Below are 18,592 nucleotides of genomic sequence, written 5' to 3' on the forward strand. Positions count from 1 at the left end.
TCCGTACCCACCTCTTTTCATTGATATTATCAATATAGATTCTATCTCATCCAATCTATATCTTTATAAATATTTGCTTTTTGTACAGCACCCATACAATTAGATAATTGAATCCGATAAACAGAAGGGCGTAAATCAGAGAGGCCAGATGAGCATCGGGAAGAACGCTCCAAATGGAAGTGTAAATCTTCTCCTGCAAGCTACTCCCCGCAACCGTAATTACTTCCAGCAAAGTAGCTAACACACCGGCCACTATATAAATAAACAATGGATTCGTACCAAAAACATGGAAAGGATATCCCCATTTCTGCTTTTTACGAATATCAATCAGCCAAGTGAGAAATACAAGAAACAAGGAAGCAAAACCACAAGTCACCAGAACAAAAGTCGAACTCCATACTTTCTTATTCAACGGACAGCCGTAACTCAACAACCATCCTGTAAACAAAAGGGCAATACCCAGTATGGAGATCTGCAACAGCCGGTGATGGATTTCAGTCTTCTCCCGCAAAATATTTCCGCAGAAATAACCGATAATCACTTGCGCAATGCACGGCAAGGTACTCAACAGGCCTTCCGGATCGAAAAAGATACGCCCGCCGTCCGGCAACCACTCCCGATACAAATGGGCTTCTCCGAACAGTGTGCGATCTGTAACGGCAATAATATTCTGTTCGGAAAGTTCAAATCCGTGTCCCAAAGCCAGCAAGATGGAATAGCCTGCCAGAATGATCCCGGAGATCCATGCCAGATTTGCCGGACGCCGGACACCCACAATCAGCAAGGAAGCAAAGAAATAAGCCAATGCCAACCGCTGCAACACTCCCAGAATACGTATGTGCGAGAAAGGTTGTTCTACTCCTGTGCACACCAACGAGAACCAGGAAAGAAAAAGTCCCAACAAAAACAAGATCACCGTGCGCCGTACCAGTTTGATGATAAAACTGCGACTGAAATGATGGTCGAACCGGGATAAGGCAAAACTCATGGAAACGCCCATTATAAACATGAAGAACGGGAAGACCAAATCAGTCGGAGTCAGTCCGTTCCATTCGGCATGTCGCAAGGGTGCGTAAATGGATTCCCATGTTCCGGGGTTGTTCACCAAAATCATTCCGACAATGGTGATTCCCCGGAGTATATCTAATGAAAGTAAACGTTCTGATTTCATATTGTTCTTAGTGTACCGGGATTAAAGAAATCCCGGTTTGGTGAAATAGAATCCATTCGCATTCAACCATTTAACATGCCATTTCAGGCGATTGGTAAAATCAATCCAGTTACGGCTACTTCCCCACGCCAACTCCGAAAATGCTTGAAGAGAGGGAAACACGTGCTGACCAAACTTCCGTTCATTAGGAATCATCTCCGTCCATACACAAGCCTGGAAACCTAATACATTTTGCTTCACGATGCCGGGAAACTGGGGTTCGAACTCGAAGTTATACAAAGAGCTTAATCCTTCGTCTGAAGGCGTTGCACTCAAATAGAAACGGGACCATTCCATGAATATAATCGGATAACCTTTCTGGGTAATCTTTCCCGGCTGATCGGGCAGCCAGTCACGCCAATAAGTATAAATCAAATCCTGCGGCTCTTTTTCAAGAAAAGCATCGTCCCATCCCATCACTTTCTTGCCTTTACCCTTCACATAGCTTGTCATGATCTTCACAAAACGGTTTTGCAGTTCATCCACTTTCTGATAACCTTCCTGCTGCATCAATCGCTGACAAACTTCACACTGTTCCCAGTTATCTTTCTCCACTTCATCAGCTCCGATATGGAAATATTCCGAAGGGAAAATCTCGACCATCTCATCAATGATGGACTGCACAAACTGATAGTTCTCCGGACGCGAGGGACAGATAGGATAAGAGAATTCTTCTCCCCATCCGGCTTCTCCCGTGCACGACAACTCGGGATAGACTTTGATAGCCGCCGAGAAATGACCTGGCATGTCAATTTCGGGTACAATATCGATACCTCTTTCCAACGCATAGCTTACCAAACCTTTCATCTCTTCCTGCGTATAATGACCGCCATATTGAGAACCGTTTCTCACGAAACGGGGATCTATCTCATAGTTATAATCCTGTTGGGAAAGTTCTACGCATCTCTTGTCATATTCGTCAAAGTCGCGCCAGCTGCCTTCCTGCGTCAGCAATGGGTATTTTTTCACTTCAATGCGCCAACCCTGATCGTCCGTCAGATGCAAGTGAAGCTTGTTTATCTTGTAGAAAGACAAACAGTCTATCACCTTTTTCAGATAATCAACCGTAAACATGTGGCGGACTACATCGATATGAAATCCGCGCCAATCATATTTGGGAGCATCTTTTATATCGACCATCGGAAGATATTTAGCACTTCCGGAAGTGAAGAAATTTGCTTGTTCGAGCGCTTGTCTCAATGTCTGGATTCCCCAGAGAAGTCCGGTTTCCGTTGAATAATAAACGCAGGCTCCCTCTTTGGTAACGGTGAGCCGATAAGCCTCTTTTGCCAAATCCGATTCCTGTTTCACACGGATAAAGGCACGATCGTTGGAGGCATCACTGACGGAAAGAGAAAGTTTCTCTTCCAGGGTGGATTTCAACAGTTGCGACGTGGAAGCCGGAATGTTCTGGCTGACTGTTACATTCTGCGGAAGAGAGACAACCGATTCTTTATAATCGACTCTTTCCGGCAAAGGCATCACCGACAGGCGGGTGGGCACTCGCTCCGGGTAGTTCCCGTTATCATTATCATTGCACGACAACGATGTGATCGCACCTATTCCCAACAAGAATAATATTCCGGTTCTTTTTATCTTATCATAGTTCATAACTTATCTACTTTTGTGGATTAATCTACTTTGAGAGTGCTTGTCACACTCTCTTTATTTAAATAAAACAGTTTCGCTTTCACAACGGAAGCATCACAGGCTACGGGAGCTTTCCAAAGTTCCGAACGAAGGGTCGGTTCCGTGCCATCGGTCGTATAGCGTATTTCACCTCCCCGGATAGGAGTACTGGCGTGGAGTTGCCCTTCTTTGATGCAAAGTCCGGGATGAGGTAAACGGAAATTGATACTTCGGGACGCCCAGTGAGGCATTTCTTTCTCACTCACTTTGGAGTAGAACAGACCCAGTTCTTTATTGAAAGCCTGACGTTCTTTCTCTCCTGCTAAAGTGCTCCAGGCGGGAAAAGCATTCCAACCGCGTTCCACCAATCCGAGGATTTTGGGGAAGGTGTAATATTCCACCCATTCAAAATCACGGATGGTTTCAGCAAATAATTGTGCCTGCACTCCCTGGATATATTCCTTTCCGAAAGCGGTCAAAGTCGTTTTTCCCTTTCCCGCGATGTCCGGATCGACCGGATTGCCTGCCATATCGGTACGCGAAGAACGATAAATGCTATATGGAAGCATGGAGAATCCCTTGGACTCGTCGACATATCCCGCCCACGAAAGACCTCTTTCGTCGGGATGAGCGTCATAGGCCAAATCCAGATAGAAATTGTTCACGTTGCAGAGAATCACCGGATATCCTTTGTTGGCTATCTGGTAAGGTATTTCATCCGCTTCCCATTCAGGAACCGTATTCCAGCAATACACTCCTGCTGCAAGTTGGTTCAAATGCCGATCGGTTGTTTCCGGATGTCCCAACGCTACTTCCTGCCAGCCGCTGAATTGCAAATGATGTTGTTGCAGATAGTCTGCCATCTTCGTAATATAGTATTCAGACAGTTCGTGGGCACTTGTCATCCCGTGTTCATCCATAAACGTCCGGCAGACAGGAGAACCCATCCAGGCTCCTTCGGGTACTTCATCGCCACCTAAATGAATCGTAGTCAAAGGTACCTCCGCTTCCTCATACATGGCTATCAACTCACGAATCACTTTTTCCATAAACCGGTATGTAGAAGGCAATGCTACATTTATGACATTATCCGTATAAGACTGCGCGGAAACATAACGGGAAGTGTCTTGTGCGTCACTTAATAAATATTCGTTGGCCTTTTCAGGGGCAGTATTCACATACTTATGATAGCGCGCTTTCATGGACACGATTGCCGCACGGGCATGTCCCGGAGACTCAATCTCCGGAATCACACGCACATGTCTTTGAGCTGCATAACGCAGTAAATCGATAAATTCTTCACGGGTGTAATATCCGTTGCCGGAGGTAGCTGCAGACGGATCATAGTTGCCATCGTAGCCCGGATATAAACATTCCAGTTCATCCGTGGTATGTCCCCGGCGTGCGCCGACCGATGTCAATTCTTCCAGGCCGGGAATCTCCAGACGCCAGCCTTCATCATCCGAAAAATGGAAATGCAGTACGTTCAGTTTATAAGAAGATATTACATCTACCAGCTTTTTCAGATATTCAACAGTCGTAAAGTTCCTGGCAATATCGAGCATTTGCCCACGATACGGCAAATCGGGATAATCACGGATGGAGAGAGCTTCCAAACGAAACGGCTTTTCCTGACCTTTCAACAGGGAGAGCAAGGTTTGCGTCCCATTGAAAATGCCATGTGAAGTGGAAGCTGAAATATTTATCAGCCCGTTTCCCGTATCAATCCGATAATATTCGCCGTTCACTGCTGTTTCCCGTTCCGGCAAATAATCCAGATGAACTGTTACCGGTGCTTCGGATACAACTTCCAGGCCATGGATGGTTGCCAGCTTTTCTTTCAATAATTCAGCTTCGTTGGCAAAATCGGGATGGAAAGTCAGTTTTACTTTATTTTCTATAGCAAAACCCTCTTTGCCGATAGCCGGTACCGCTTCTTTCACTGACGGAAAAATATCTGTTTGCTGCAACTGGGCTGTAGTCTCCAACGCCAAATTCGAAGCATATATCTTATCAGGTGCGGGATACCAGTCTTCTGTCTCCATTCCTTTCAACGGCTGTATGGTCAGTCCGACAGGCAAAGGAATACCTTGTTTACTGCCTGACTGACTCACCCAGTAAGTGCCTTCGGGAGCATGTGACATTTTTTTCAATCCGTTGGTACAACAGAATTTGACGGTCAGCGAATCTCCCGGAGCCAGTGATTGAAAATTTTCTGCCGGATACATCCGGAAGAAGTTCGCATTCACCACTTCCACTTTGACCGGAGCAGACTCTTCCTGCAGAATCTCACGAGGCAGCTGCGAATAATAGATGATCCAATCCTTTCCTAAAGGAACATCTGAGATGTTCTTCAGGACAAATGAATTCTCATAGTAACCGGGCTGTACTTCCACAGCTCCCATCTTCCAAGTCAATGACATGGGGGCTTTCGCCCCGTCAGTCGATTTACAACCGGAAATGACCAGCAGGAGGCACAGACTTCCCCATATTGTATATAGCATATTTCTCATAGGCTTTCCTGTTTTTCTAGATATCATTCTTTTAGGTATTAATCACTCAATCGTTCGATGTGCAAAGTTTCTTTGCCTACTCCCTGCGAGGCGTCGAAAGTCAGACGATAATAGCCGGGAACGAAACCGTCGCCACTCGTTATTCCATTGGAACCAGACAGTTCAATTCCATCCGTATCGCCGGACAATGAACCCTCTTGCAGTAGCATGCCTTTATCTTTATTCCATTGCAAATCGCTGTAAATTTCAATTTCGAAGGATTCCCATTCATGAGTGTTACTCAAATACACGGTGGTCTGGTATTTCTGTTCACCGATTGGCACAATATATCCTAACTGTGATATGTCTTCCAAATTCCAGCCTCCACTATTATATGCTTCATTCCAAACGGGTGCGCATGTAAATCCATGTCCTACCAGCCAGAAGCAAGTGGGAGCCGTATCACCCATCCGTGCCACCCAGATATAATTATACTTAGAAGAATAATAAATCTCCCAGGTCCCTGATTTGCGCAAGAAGGTAAACTTGCCATTATCCGGATTATAGCTAAAGAAGTCGCGATTGTAAGCGTGTTCCACATCTTCAAATCCACTCATTTCGAACTCTTCCCCCTGCGTAAAGCTAATCTGTGCACGGAAAAATCCCTCACTGGCTATCAACTCGGTTTCTTTAATTTTCAGGTTCTTTTGGTAGCCGACTACTCCCAATTCAAAAGTCATCACATTGAAAGTGATTTGTTCGACAAACCAATCCCGGTAATCAAAAGCAAAGCTGGGTCCCGACGCTTCAATAAGGACTGCCGTATTGCTTGCTTCAGCAGCTCCCCAAATCAGTTTTGCATCGTCCAATGATGCTGCGGTAGAGATCTTTCCGGATAATTCCATCGGATAACCCTCTTCCGAATCGGAAACTTCCGTGAGGTACAGGTAAGGATTGTCCTCACTCCGGTTCATTTCTACCACCTCACCGTTATAGTGAAGATAAAGCACTTCGGGAATCTGCGGACGGGTTATATGGAAATCAAATGTTTGAGTGACTTCACTACCTTCCACATTAATGGCTGTCAGAATCACCTTCGCTTCCTGATTCTCTTCAAGTCCGGCTTCAAACGGGATATAAATCCCTTTTTCAACAATCGAAACATCAGTGCCTTTCGTACGGATCGACTGCGAACTGACCAAAGTTTCACCTGTCATCAATTTCACTTCCAGCGTAGACAAAGGAGTCTGCGGATCGTGAATCTTCACAGAAAAATAAAGAGAATCGGCAGCAGGTGTCTGATCGGTAGTTGAGAATTGCAGTTCCGATATTTCGGGACACGAATATGGATACGTCACCCGGCCATCTTCTTCGCTGCATGAAGCCAGCCAACAAACAGTCAGCCCCAGCAGCCATAAAAACAGATTATTGTGTTTCATCATTTTTTCTTTTAAAGTTTTACGTTCCTCTTTTCATTAATAGCCTTCATTTTGAGTCAGATTGGTGTTCTTATCTTTCTCTCCTTGAGGAATCGGCCACAACTGCCGAAAAGCCTGCAAACCTGCAAACAGCAATCTGCCGTCTTTGTCTTTATGCTTCTGCATCACTTCCAGCAAACGATTATTGCGTACCAGGTCGAACCAGCGCTGACCTTCCATATACAACTCTAATTGGCGTTCGTTCTCTACCGCCAGACGTCCTCTAGCCTGCCCCATATTTTCATCTAAAGAAGAAGGAGCAAAACCGGCACGTTCTCTAATGCTGTTTACAATCCGGATGGCTTCCGGGGTGCGGTCCAACTCTACCAGTGCTTCGGCTTTCAACAGCAGTATATCTGCCAACCGCATCAAAATGATATTGGAAGTCTTCTCGCGAATCTTATAAGACAACGGGTAACTGTCTGCCGGCCAATAGGTATCATAAGGCACTGATTTCCAAAGAATACTGGATGCATAACGGGTATCTTTCTCTTTGTCAAATTTAGCAACCAGATCATGAGTAGGTGTACAATAACGTCGCCAGGTTACTGATCCGTCATCTTCTTTCAGCAATACCCAGTAAGCCCAGTTGGGTGCATCGGAGGTGTAATAGACTTCGAAGATGCTTTCTGAAGAAAATTTCTTATCGGGTTGCCACAACTCGTCAAAATTACTGACCAGCGTATAGCCTTCTGCTATTACTTTGTCACAAGCCTCAACCACTTTGGTATAGTCGCGTGTTGATTTCTCCCCTCTCGTTGCTAACACTTTGGCACGTAAAGCATAGGCTGCTCCCTTGGTTGCCTGGAAAATTCCTTTATTCTTGCTTACCAGGTAACGAATGGTATTTTCTTCATTCAGGTCGTCCAGGATCTGGTCATATATTTTATCTGTGGCAGAACGTTCCGGATACATCACCGGATACCATTTATCGAGGTTTTCGGCTGTAATGGTCGGAATCAAATCCAGCACCATCGGGGCATCACCCCATAAACGGACAATATCAAAATACGCCCATGCCCGCAAGAACTTGGCTTCTGCAATAACACGATTACGTTCTTCTGCTACGGTAGAAGTAGGATCCATCATCTTCGTATTTTCAATTACACTGGTTGCAGTGCCCGCCATCGAATAATACTGTGACCAGACCAGTTCTACTTTATAATTGGTAGAGGTCAGTTTCAACAAATCAAACTCCTGTTCGGCCACACCATCTCCGCCGATATAACAATTATCGGACTGCACATCTCCAATAGTATAATTTTCCGACTGGAATATATCTGCTTTAAAACTCTCATACGCACCCTGCAACTCGGCCTGTGCATCTGCCAGACTTCCATATTTAGACTCCTGATCTTCCGTTCCGGTACCTTCCTGCATAAAATCCGATTGCGGTTTCTCATCTAGGAAACTACTGCATGAAACGACTAATGTACAGAGTACGACATACACTAAATTTATTATGTTTTTCATTTTTGCAGCTATTAAAATTCAACATTCAAACCAAAAATTACCGCCCTCGATTGAGGATAAGTACCATAGTCCACCCCTTGAGCAACGGAGTCTCCGCCAAAAGCATTTACTTCAGGATCGTATCCTTTGTATTTTGTCAGTGTGAAGAGATTCTGTCCGGTGACGTAAGCCTGCAATCTGGACAGATGTATCTTATTCAACCATTTCTTAGGAAAATTATAGGATAAAGTGACTGTTTTCAGGCGCAGATAAGATCCATCTTCTACAAAACGGGAGGAGTTATGATTATTCTCTGTATTACCAACGCGGGGGACATTGGTAATCATACCCGGTCGTTTCCAACGATCCAACACACGAACCGACTGGTTTCTAAAGTCTGTCATGCCTTCCATATCAATACGCGATGCATTAAAAATCTTATTGCCCTGACTTCCCTGCAAGAATACAGACAGGTCGAAACCGGCATACGAAAATGTATTCGTCATACCGTAAATGAACTTGGGCTGGGCATTTCCCAAAGTAGTGCGATCTTCCGGATCGATAAAACCGTTACCATTCAAGTCACGATAGATAATATCTCCGGTTTCCGGATCAACGCCTTCTGATATGTAACCAAAGAATGTGCCTAACGGAAGACCTTCTTTCAGGATGACGGCTTTCTCCTTGGATTCGTACATTTCAGCATAATAATAGACTTTATTCAAACCGAGTTTCGTCAGCTTATTCCGGTTGAAAGATATATTGAAATCGGTATTCCACTGAAAGTTACCTTTAAAATTCTGAGAAGAGAGAGTGAACTCCATACCTTTATTCACCATCTCACCGTCGTTTCTTGTCACACTGCTCGGCACCACATTCTCCGGCAGGCTGACTGTCAATAGTAAATCGGTGGTCTTTTTGTAGTAAGCATCAACCGAGAAGGATAAGCGGGAATCAAACATGGTCAGGTCGAGTCCCAGATTCCATTGGCTTGTTTTTTCCCAGGTCAGTTCTTTATTGGCTGCCGAGCCGGGTTTAATGGCAAGTCCCGGATATAAGTTTCCCTCCGAAACGGGCAGTTTACTGACGCTCATGGAAGCCATGTAAGCGTAGTTTCCAAAACCGCCTTGGTTACCATTCATACCCCATCCGGCACGTAATTTCAGGTCGGTAACAATGTCTTGCAAAGGTTGCATGAACTTTTCGCCTGAAATTCTCCAACCTGCAGAAACAGAAGGGAAAGTACCCCAACGATGTCCCGGGGCAAAACGAGAAGAACCGTCTGCACGGAAGTTAACCGTCAGTAAATAACGGCTGTCGTAATTGTAGGCTACACGACCCAGAAAAGAGGCCAGCGTCCATGCGGAAGCAGAAGAACCGCAAGCATCCTTATCTAGCTGATTGGCTGCACTGATGGAATGAATATCGGGATAAGACTCTGCCAGGTCGAAACCTGCCATCCACGAACCGTTATATTGTGCACGCTGCTGGGTAGCCCCTCCCAAAATAGAAAGGTTATGTTTATTGAATGAACAATCATAGGTCAGCAAGTTTTCAAAAAGCCATTCAAAGTTTCGCGAGAAACTCTCTTCCACACGTCCTTTTGTGCCCCGTCCGTCCGAAGTTGAAATCGGGTCCAGATAGTAGTCCCAATGTTCATTGGTCAGTTCAATGCCAAAAGTGGTTTTAAACTTCAGTCCTTTGAATATGTCAACTGTGAAGCCGAGTGAACCATTTATATGGTCTGTATTCGTGTTACTATCTGCAGCATTGGCAGCCAGCGGATTCAGAATACGTGCACCGTAAGCCTGTTCGTCATATTCGTTCGGATCATACGGATTCCATTTCTGCATAAACGGAGGAGTATTCACAACGGATAAGATGGAACCGGCACGCAAAGAACTACGGCTTTCGTTCACCCATTGTCCGCCTGTATGCGAATATGCAAAATTGAGTGCCATCTTTAGCCATTTGGTCTGCTCACTATCCAGGTTTGCACGGAAATTATACCGATTGAAATGTGCTTTCTCCACGATACCCTGTTCGTCGGAATAACCTCCGGAAACAAAATATTGCAGTTTCTCGGTTCCATTTGCCACAGACAACTGATAGTTCTGATTGACACCCGTACCGAAGAATAAATCAGTCCAGTCCACATAGCGCGTTTCACTTTCGGGGATATTGGGGGCAACATCCGAAACTGCTTTCAAGTCTTTCATCAAGTCTTTATATTGTTCTGTATTCAACGCATCTATTTTTTTCCCTAATTTAGAGAAACCCACATAAGCACTCATTTTCACTTGCGGTGCACCGATCTTTCCTCTTTTAGTCGTAATCAACACTACTCCGTTTGCCGCACGTGCTCCGTAAATAGCTGCCGATGAGGCATCTTTCAGAATTTGCATGCTTTCAATATCATTCGGACTGATATTCGAAATGTCATCCGACGGCAAACCGTCCACCACATACAACGGTTCATTGGATGCCTGTACCGAAGTGGCTCCTCTCACCCGGATTGTCACTCCGGAACCCGGCATACCCGACGGCTGTACAACCTGAATACCGGCTGCCTTTCCCTGAATAGCCTGTGCAGCTGTCATAATCGGACGTTCTTCAATATCTGCCGTGGAAACGACAGATACCGCAGTCGTAATATCTTTCCGTTTCATAAAACCGTATCCCACTACAACTACCTCTTCCAATACCTGCGAATCTTCACTCAATGACACATTGTATACATTCTGCTTATTGACTGTATGAGATTGGGAGACATAACCGATATAGGAAAAGCTGACCTTTGCCCCCACAGGAGCCTCCAAAGAGAAACGACCGTTTATATCAGTAGCAGTTCCAATATTCTCTCCTTCCACTCTCACTGTGACACCAATCAAAGGTTCTCCCCTCCGGTCGGCCACAACACCGGTGATTGTTTTCTTATCGCCTTTCTGGGGGGCGTTCTGTTCACTTTTCAAAGTAAGCACCACTTGCTTACCCGATTCTATTTTATAACTAATAGATGATCCTTTGAAAACTTTTTCTAAAACCGCATCAATACTTTCATTGTTCACTGTCAATGAAATTTTTTGATCCAATCCGGGAAGCTTATCCGTATAAAAGAAGCTGTAATCGGCCTTCTTTTCAATCACTCGTATCGTCTGGCGTATCGTCTGATTCTTCACAGAGAAAGTGATCTGTGCACTTGCCTCTTGAGACACAAACAACAAGATACAACTGAACATAACAAGCCTGAATATGATATGTAATTGTTTTCTCATTAGTAATTAGCTTTAAATTCTTTAAAATATAAGTCTGAAAATTAGACTTTTTATTATCTTTGTGAAATCGTGAAGCAAAAAGGATTCCCTTTCCCTTATCCACATAAGGAAAATTTCTTTTTTACTATCATGTATAAACCGTATTTGATTTCGGGGTGGAATTATGCTGCTACATAATTCTACCCTCTTTATTTTATTATGAGGTGTCTTCCATAAATTGTCTTTTTTAGTTAATACTACTTCCTATTCTCACCGTATCTCCTTCTAACTCATAAGTTAAAGGATAAGTAAGGCTTATAATGTAAAATACATTATGCAAGCTGCTGTTCCGGATGGTTCCGGAAAACGGCACGTTCTTCAGTTTCTCGGAATCAAACACGACTTTCACTCCGTACATCCGCTCCAGCGTAGTCGCGATCTCCGCTAAAGATGATGAATTAAAAATCAACATATTGTTCCGCCAAAAGTCAATTTCACGCATATCCGAAATTGCCGATTTAGTAAATGTCTGCTTGTTCTTATGGTATTCTACCTTTTCCCCGGGTTTCAACAAGGCAGCATCCGTTTTATTAGAAACCCTGACGCTTCCCTCTGCCAGCAGTGTCGTGACCGAATGATCGTCACGATAGCCTTTCACATCGAAGGTAGTTCCTAACGCTTCTATCTCCAGATCATTACAACAGACGATAAAACGTTTTTCTTTGTTTTTCGCCACCTCGAAATAGGCTTCTCCGTCCAAATAGATTTTCCGGTCGGATTTATTATACTCCGCATCATAAGAAAGATGAGTGGCCGAATTTAACCAGACTTTTGTTCCATCAGGCAAAGTCAGATTCGCTTTCTGTCCATAATCTACGGCCATCATGAAAGGGTCTTGTGATACCTTATTTATATGTTCTACCCCAAAGTAAGTGGCCAGTCCCAAACAAACCGGTAATAAGATGGTGGCTGCCACCTTATATATAATAGGTTGCCAGCGTCGTTTCTTCGGAGACAGTATCTTGGATTCATCCAGATTCCTCTGCAGATGATTCCACATTTCTTCTTCCATCGTTTTATCAATTTCAACGGCGGCTTCTTTCCACATTTGCTCGCAAAGCAGATTAAACTCATCACGAATTCCGGGTTTGCGAATCCATTCAATAAGTATCCTTCTTTCTTCAGAAGAGGCCTCCTTCTTGAAGAATTTTTCCAATAGTACTATGTAATCGTGTTGCTCCATAATTTTCCTGTTCTATTTATACTAGTCTTGAGAGACAGAAAAGGACTACAAAGAAATCGAAATAATTCAGATATTAACTTTTATTAAAGTTTATACGTTAGATATCATGCAAGAAGAGAGAGACTGAAAAGGCAATTATTCCCAGTTTGTCACGTAAGAAATCCAAAGAACGGTGCACCTGCGTGGCAACAGTCTTTTCCGAGATATTCAGCTGGTCAGCTATCTCACGATAGTTCAACCCTGATTTCCAGTAAAGCATAAAAACTTCCCGGCGAGCTGGAGGCAGTTCTTCTAAAAGTTTCAGGATATATTCTTCCAAAAACAAATAATCCAGTTCTTCATCCATCTCTACGGATTCGTCAGATGACTCATTCGAAAGCTTGTCTACATAATTTTGAAGCAGGAGTTCGCGCCTTACATAATGATATACCATATTTTGGGATATTTTAAAAAGATAGCCGTCAAAATTCCCTTCCAGATCGATATTAAGCCGCCTCTCCCAGATATGGAGAAAAATATCTTGTGTGATATCTTTCGCCACCCCGGCATTGCTCACCATAGAAAGGACAAAATTATAAATGCGCGCATTGTATCCACGATACAATGCTTCAAAAGCATTTTTATTTCCTTCTTTCAATAATTGAAGTTGCTGGGTGGTAATCATTATAAAATAAGGTTAAATCATATATCGATTCAAAAATAGCGAAATAACTAAATTAACAGATAAAGTATTTATTGAAATTTCAATAAATTAATATTATAGCACCTAAAAAAAATAGGATATAAATACATATCAGATTATAACTTCAGCCATTTTGCTATAAAATTAATAGAAATTACCAACAAGAGACTACAATATATAACTTTTATTCCTACATTTGCAGCCAAATGATAACTTATTAATAAAAAATACAGATACTATGGCTAAAATAACCAAAGAAGCCGCTTTGCTCTATCACTCACAGGGCAAACCTGGTAAGATCGAGGTAGTCCCTACCAAACCGTATAGTACACAAACAGATTTAGCACTCGCATACTCTCCCGGCGTGGCAGAACCTTGCCTCGAAATTGAGAAGAACCCACAAGATGCATACAAATATACTGCGAAAGGTAACCTTGTTGCTGTTATTTCTAACGGTACAGCCGTACTCGGACTAGGTGACATAGGCGCATTGAGCGGCAAACCGGTAATGGAAGGTAAAGGCCTGCTCTTCAAAATCTATGCCGGCATTGACGTATTCGATATCGAAGTCAATGAAAAAGACCCGGAGAAATTCATTGCAGCCGTAAAGGCTATCGCTCCCACCTTCGGCGGTATCAACCTCGAAGACATCAAAGCTCCGGAATGCTTTGAAATCGAACGCCGTCTGAAAGAAGAACTGGATATCCCTGTGATGCATGACGACCAGCATGGTACCGCTATCATCTCCAGTGCCGGATTGGTAAACGCCCTGCAAGTAGCCGGAAAGAAAATCGAAGATGTAAAAATCGTTGTGAACGGTGCCGGTGCATCTGCCGTGTCTTGCACTAAACTGTATGTGTCACTGGGTGCACGTCTCGAAAATATTGTCATGGTGGACAGTAAAGGCGTTATCAGCAAAACACGTACTGACCTGAACGAACAGAAGAAATATTTCGCAACTGACCGCACGGACATACATACACTGGCAGAAGCTATCAAAGGTGCAGACGTATTTCTCGGCCTGTCAAAAGGGAACGTATTGAGTCAGGATATGGTACGTAGCATGGCTCCTATGCCTATCGTATTCGCGTTGGCCAACCCGACTCCGGAGATTTCCTACGAAGACGCTATGGCAGCCCGCCCCGATGTATTGATGGCAACCGGACGTTCCGACTATCCGAACCAGATAAATAATGTAATCGGCTTCCCGTATATCTTCCGTGGTGCATTGGACACTCATGCCAAAGCCATCAATGAAGAAATGAAAATTGCGGCCGTACACGCCATCGCCAATCTGGCAAAACAGCCGGTACCCGACGTTGTTAACGCGGCCTACCATGTAAACAACCTTTCCTTCGGTCCGGAATACTTCATCCCGAAACCGGTAGACCCACGCCTCATCACAGAGGTGTCTTGCGCTGTAGCAAAAGCTGCGATGGAAAGTGGAGTAGCCCGCACGGAAATCAAGGACTGGGACGCATACTGTGTACATCTGCGCGAATTAATGGGTTACGAATCCAAACTGACCCGCCAACTATATGATACTGCCCGCCGCAACCCGCAACGTGTCGTATTTGCAGAAGGAATCCACCCCAATATGCTGAAAGCTGCCGTTGAAGCAAAATCGGAAGGTATCTGCCAACCTATCTTATTAGGAAACGATGAGGCTATCGGAAAATTAGCAGAGGAACTGGATCTGAGTCTGGAGGGTATCGAGATTGTAAATCTCCGCCATCCGGACGAGTCGGAACGCCGCGAACGTTATGCCCGTATTTTAGCCGAAAAACGTGCACGCGAAGGCTTTACTTATGAAGAAGCCAACGATAAAATGTTCGAGCGCAACTACTTCGGTATGATGATGGTAGAAACCGGAGACGCCGATGCGTTCATCACCGGACTTTATACAAGATACAGCAACACAATCAAGGTTGCCAAAGAAGTGATCGGCATCCAACCGGGATTTAAACATTTCGGAACCATGCACATACTGAACTCCAAGAAGGGTACTTACTTCCTGGCAGATACATTAATTAACCGTCACCCCGATACCGACACATTGATTGACATTGCCAAACTGTCCGACAAAACAGTCCGCTTCTTCAACCATACTCCGGTAATGGCCATGCTGTCTTACTCAAACTTCGGTGCTGATACAACAGGAAGTCCCGTAAAAGTGCATGAAGCCGTAAACTATATGCAGAAAGAATATCCGGAATTGGCTATCGACGGTGAAATGCAGGTAAACTTCGCCATGAACCGCGAATTGCGTGATACCAAGTATCCGTTCACCCGTCTGAAAGGAAAAGATGTGAATACATTGATTTTCCCGAACCTGAGTTCAGCAAATGCCGGTTACAAACTGCTGCAAGCAATGGATCCGGATACGGAATTTATCGGCCCTATCCAAATGGGATTGAACAAACCGATTCATTTCACCGATTTCGAAAGCTCTGTACGTGATATCGTTAATATTACAGCTGTAGCAGTAATTGACGCTATCGTAGACAAGAAGAAAAAAGAAGGCTAATGAGAAGACCGTTATCCAAATCACAAATAGTTTGCATCAGCCTGCTTTGGTTGGCGCTTTGCTATTTAGTTCTCACAAAAGCCGAACGAATTGATGGGATGACAGTAGTAATGCTTGTCATTTCGGCAGCATTAGTATTCATTCCTGTTTATAAGTCGATAAAAAGGAATAAATAAATATCTTTTTTCCCATTTTTAATGCGATAAAATATCAAATTTGATGTTTTATCGCATTTTTCTTTATAAAATGTTTGCTAGTTTAATTTTTATCTTTACTTTTGCAACCGCATAAGAGAAATAGATAATCGAATTTTAAACAACCAATAAAAGAAAAAAAGATTATGAATGCAGCAAAGGTATTAGACGATCTGAAAAGAAGATTTCCCAATGAACCGGAGTATCATCAGGCAGTAGAAGAAGTACTTTCTACTATTGAGGAAGAATACAACAAACACCCTGAGTTCGATAAAGTAAACTTGATCGAACGTTTGTGTATCCCTGATAGAGTATATCAGTTCCGCGTGACTTGGATGGATGATAAAGGTAACATTCAGACTAACATGGGTTACCGTGTTCAACATAACAACGCGATTGGCCCGTACAAAGGTGGTATCCGTTTCCACTCATCCGTGAATCTTTCTATCTTGAAGTTCCTTGCCTTTGAACAGACATTCAAAAACTCACTGACTACATTGCCTATGGGTGGCGGTAAAGGTGGTTCCGACTTCTCTCCCCGTGGTAAATCAAACGCAGAAGTAATGCGCTTCGTGCAAGCTTTCATGTTGGAATTGTGGCGTCACATCGGTCCTGAAACGGACGTTCCTGCCGGTGATATCGGTGTAGGTGGCCGCGAGGTAGGTTTCATGTTCGGTATGTACAAGAAACTGACTCACGAATTCACTGGAACATTCACAGGTAAAGGCCGCGAATTCGGAGGTTCACTGATTCGTCCGGAAGCGACAGGTTACGGTAACATTTACTTCCTGATGGAAATGCTGAAAACCAAAGGTACTGACTTGAAAGGTAAGACTTGCTTGATTTCCGGTTCCGGTAACGTTGCTCAATACACTGCAGAAAAGGTTCTTGAACTCGGCGGTAAGGTTCTGACTATGTCTGACTCTGACGGTTACGTTTATGATCCGGACGGTATCGACCGTGAGAAACTGGATTACATCATGGAATTGAAGAATCTGTATCGTGGCCGTATCCGTGAATACGCAGAAAAATATGGCTGCAAATATGTAGAAGGTGCTCGTCCTTGGGGTGAGAAAGCAGATATCGCTCTGCCTTCTGCAACTCAGAATGAATTGAATGGTGACGATGCTAAGAAATTGGTTGCTAACGGTGTGATAGCTGTATCCGAAGGTGCTAATATGCCTTCTACTCCGGAAGCTATCCGCGTATTCCAAGAAGCCAAAATCCTTTATGCTCCGGGTAAAGCTGCCAATGCAGGTGGTGTATCAGTATCCGGTCTTGAAATGACTCAGAACTCTATCAAACTGAGCTGGAGCTCTGAAGAAGTAGACGAGAAGTTGAAGAGCATTATGAAGAATATCCATGCAGCTTGCGTTCAATACGGTACTGAAGCTGACGGATACGTAAACTATGTGAAAGGTGCTAACGTAGCCGGATTCATGAAGGTTGCCAAAGCAATGATGGCACAAGGTATCGTATAATCAGCCACAGATATAAATAAGCTATAGTTAAAAACTCCCGCCTTCCGAAAGGAAGAACGGGAGTTTTTTTATCAATAAATAAGATAAAAAGCACAAAAAGAATTGTCGGTATAGCGCAAATAGTTATCTTTGTAATACTCAAGTACATAAAAGAAAGGAACAGATCATGAAAACGTTTGATGTAAATATACACTTAGCTGATTATTATTTTTCTATCCTCAATTCTCTGAGTGATAAAGCAAAGTTGTATTTGGTGAATAAACTAACAGAATCCTTAATAAATAGTGCTGATAAAACTGAAAAAATTAAAGAAGCTGAGAAAGATAATGCTTTCCATAAATTGGCTGGCATATGGGCTAACGATCCGGATATTGACAGAATAGAGAAATCTGTCTTGACAGGGCGAAGAAGTAATAAGACACGTAACCTGATACCATTTGACGAATGACCAAATATTTATTAGACACAAATATTTGTATATTCTTCCTGCAAGGAAAATATAACGTTCCTGCACGTATAAAAGAAATAGGACGAAAAAACTGTTATATTTCAGAAATAACAGTGGGAGAATTATTGTATGGTGCTGTATGTAGTAGCAAAAAAGAAGAACATCTCGCCCAAGTCAACGAATTTGTAAACTTGTTTGTTGTCCTGCCTATTTATCCAATATTACCATTTTTTGCTGAATCTAAAGCAGAATTGCGCAAACAGGGACAGTTAATTGATGATTTTGACATATTAATCGGAGTCACAGCAGTAGCCAATAAAATGACTCTAGTTTCAGAAAACCTAAAGCATCTATCACGTATTCCCAACATTAAGACAGAGAATTGGATAATGAGAAAATGATAACATAGAGTACCACAAGAGTTTCCACCGAATCCCTTTCACATTTTATGCACAAGCAACTTGTACGGCACCCGAATCTCAGTATACATGAGTCCCGGGTG

The 18,592-nt window shown here is 43.4% G+C and carries 13 protein-coding genes; 5 read left to right on the top strand and 8 right to left on the bottom strand.

Going from position 1 to position 18,592, the window contains the following annotated elements:
- Positions 1-55: 55 nt before the first annotated feature.
- The 8 genes from GD630_RS19910 to GD630_RS19945 form a co-directional block, all read right to left on the bottom strand.
- Positions 56-1,171 (bottom strand): acyltransferase family protein, encoded by a 1,116-nt coding sequence (locus GD630_RS19910; protein ID WP_143865057.1) that lies wholly within the window; start codon positions 1,169-1,171, stop codon positions 56-58.
- A gap of 21 nt (positions 1,172-1,192) precedes the next feature.
- Entirely contained in the window at positions 1,193-2,821 is a 1,629-nt protein-coding gene (locus GD630_RS19915; protein WP_143865056.1) for a beta-N-acetylhexosaminidase, read from the bottom strand.
- Between the two features lie 20 nt (positions 2,822-2,841).
- On the bottom strand, positions 2,842-5,352 hold the full coding sequence (locus GD630_RS19920) for a family 20 glycosylhydrolase (RefSeq protein WP_122136963.1): 2,511 nt from the start codon (positions 5,350-5,352) through the stop codon (positions 2,842-2,844).
- Between the two features lie 38 nt (positions 5,353-5,390).
- The gene (locus GD630_RS19925; RefSeq protein WP_004310091.1) at positions 5,391-6,773 is read right to left on the bottom strand and encodes a DUF5016 domain-containing protein; all 1,383 of its coding nucleotides are present in this window, start codon (positions 6,771-6,773) and stop codon (positions 5,391-5,393) included.
- 33 nt (positions 6,774-6,806) lie between these two features.
- Positions 6,807-8,282, bottom strand: coding sequence for a RagB/SusD family nutrient uptake outer membrane protein (locus GD630_RS19930; protein ID WP_120490098.1), 1,476 nt, complete (start codon positions 8,280-8,282; stop codon positions 6,807-6,809).
- 11 nt (positions 8,283-8,293) lie between these two features.
- On the bottom strand, positions 8,294-11,536 hold the full coding sequence (locus GD630_RS19935) for a TonB-dependent receptor (protein ID WP_143865055.1): 3,243 nt from the start codon (positions 11,534-11,536) through the stop codon (positions 8,294-8,296).
- Positions 11,537-11,762: 226 nt separating this feature from the next.
- Positions 11,763-12,758, bottom strand: coding sequence for a FecR family protein (locus GD630_RS19940; protein WP_143865054.1), 996 nt, complete (start codon positions 12,756-12,758; stop codon positions 11,763-11,765).
- A gap of 97 nt (positions 12,759-12,855) precedes the next feature.
- Complete coding sequence (locus GD630_RS19945) at positions 12,856-13,422, bottom strand: RNA polymerase sigma factor (protein WP_117935340.1); 567 nt, start codon at positions 13,420-13,422, stop codon at positions 12,856-12,858.
- Positions 13,423-13,678: 256 nt separating this feature from the next.
- Between GD630_RS19945 and GD630_RS19950 the strand changes: the two genes are divergently transcribed.
- The 5 genes from GD630_RS19950 to GD630_RS19970 all read left to right on the top strand — a co-directional run bounded on the left by GD630_RS19950 (position 13,679) and on the right by GD630_RS19970 (position 18,491).
- Positions 13,679-15,967 (top strand): NADP-dependent malic enzyme, encoded by a 2,289-nt coding sequence (locus GD630_RS19950; protein WP_007766577.1) that lies wholly within the window; start codon positions 13,679-13,681, stop codon positions 15,965-15,967.
- The gene (locus tag GD630_RS19955) at positions 15,967-16,143 is read left to right on the top strand and encodes a hypothetical protein (protein ID WP_007751385.1); all 177 of its coding nucleotides are present in this window, start codon (positions 15,967-15,969) and stop codon (positions 16,141-16,143) included. Before GD630_RS19950 ends, GD630_RS19955 begins: the two co-directional genes overlap by 1 nt.
- A gap of 164 nt (positions 16,144-16,307) precedes the next feature.
- On the top strand, positions 16,308-17,642 hold the full coding sequence (locus GD630_RS19960; RefSeq protein ID WP_007751388.1) for an NADP-specific glutamate dehydrogenase: 1,335 nt from the start codon (positions 16,308-16,310) through the stop codon (positions 17,640-17,642).
- A 166-nt stretch (positions 17,643-17,808) separates the two neighbouring features.
- Positions 17,809-18,090: a hypothetical protein gene (locus GD630_RS19965; protein ID WP_143865053.1), complete on the top strand. Its 282-nt coding sequence runs from the start codon at positions 17,809-17,811 to the stop codon at positions 18,088-18,090.
- Positions 18,087-18,491: a type II toxin-antitoxin system VapC family toxin gene (locus tag GD630_RS19970; RefSeq protein ID WP_143865052.1), complete on the top strand. Its 405-nt coding sequence runs from the start codon at positions 18,087-18,089 to the stop codon at positions 18,489-18,491. The genes GD630_RS19965 and GD630_RS19970 overlap by 4 nt, the downstream gene beginning before the upstream one ends.
- Positions 18,492-18,592 lie beyond the last annotated feature (101 nt).

The sequence above is a fragment of the Bacteroides zhangwenhongii genome (genome assembly GCF_009193325.2).
In the GTDB taxonomy this organism is placed as follows: domain Bacteria; phylum Bacteroidota; class Bacteroidia; order Bacteroidales; family Bacteroidaceae; genus Bacteroides; species Bacteroides zhangwenhongii.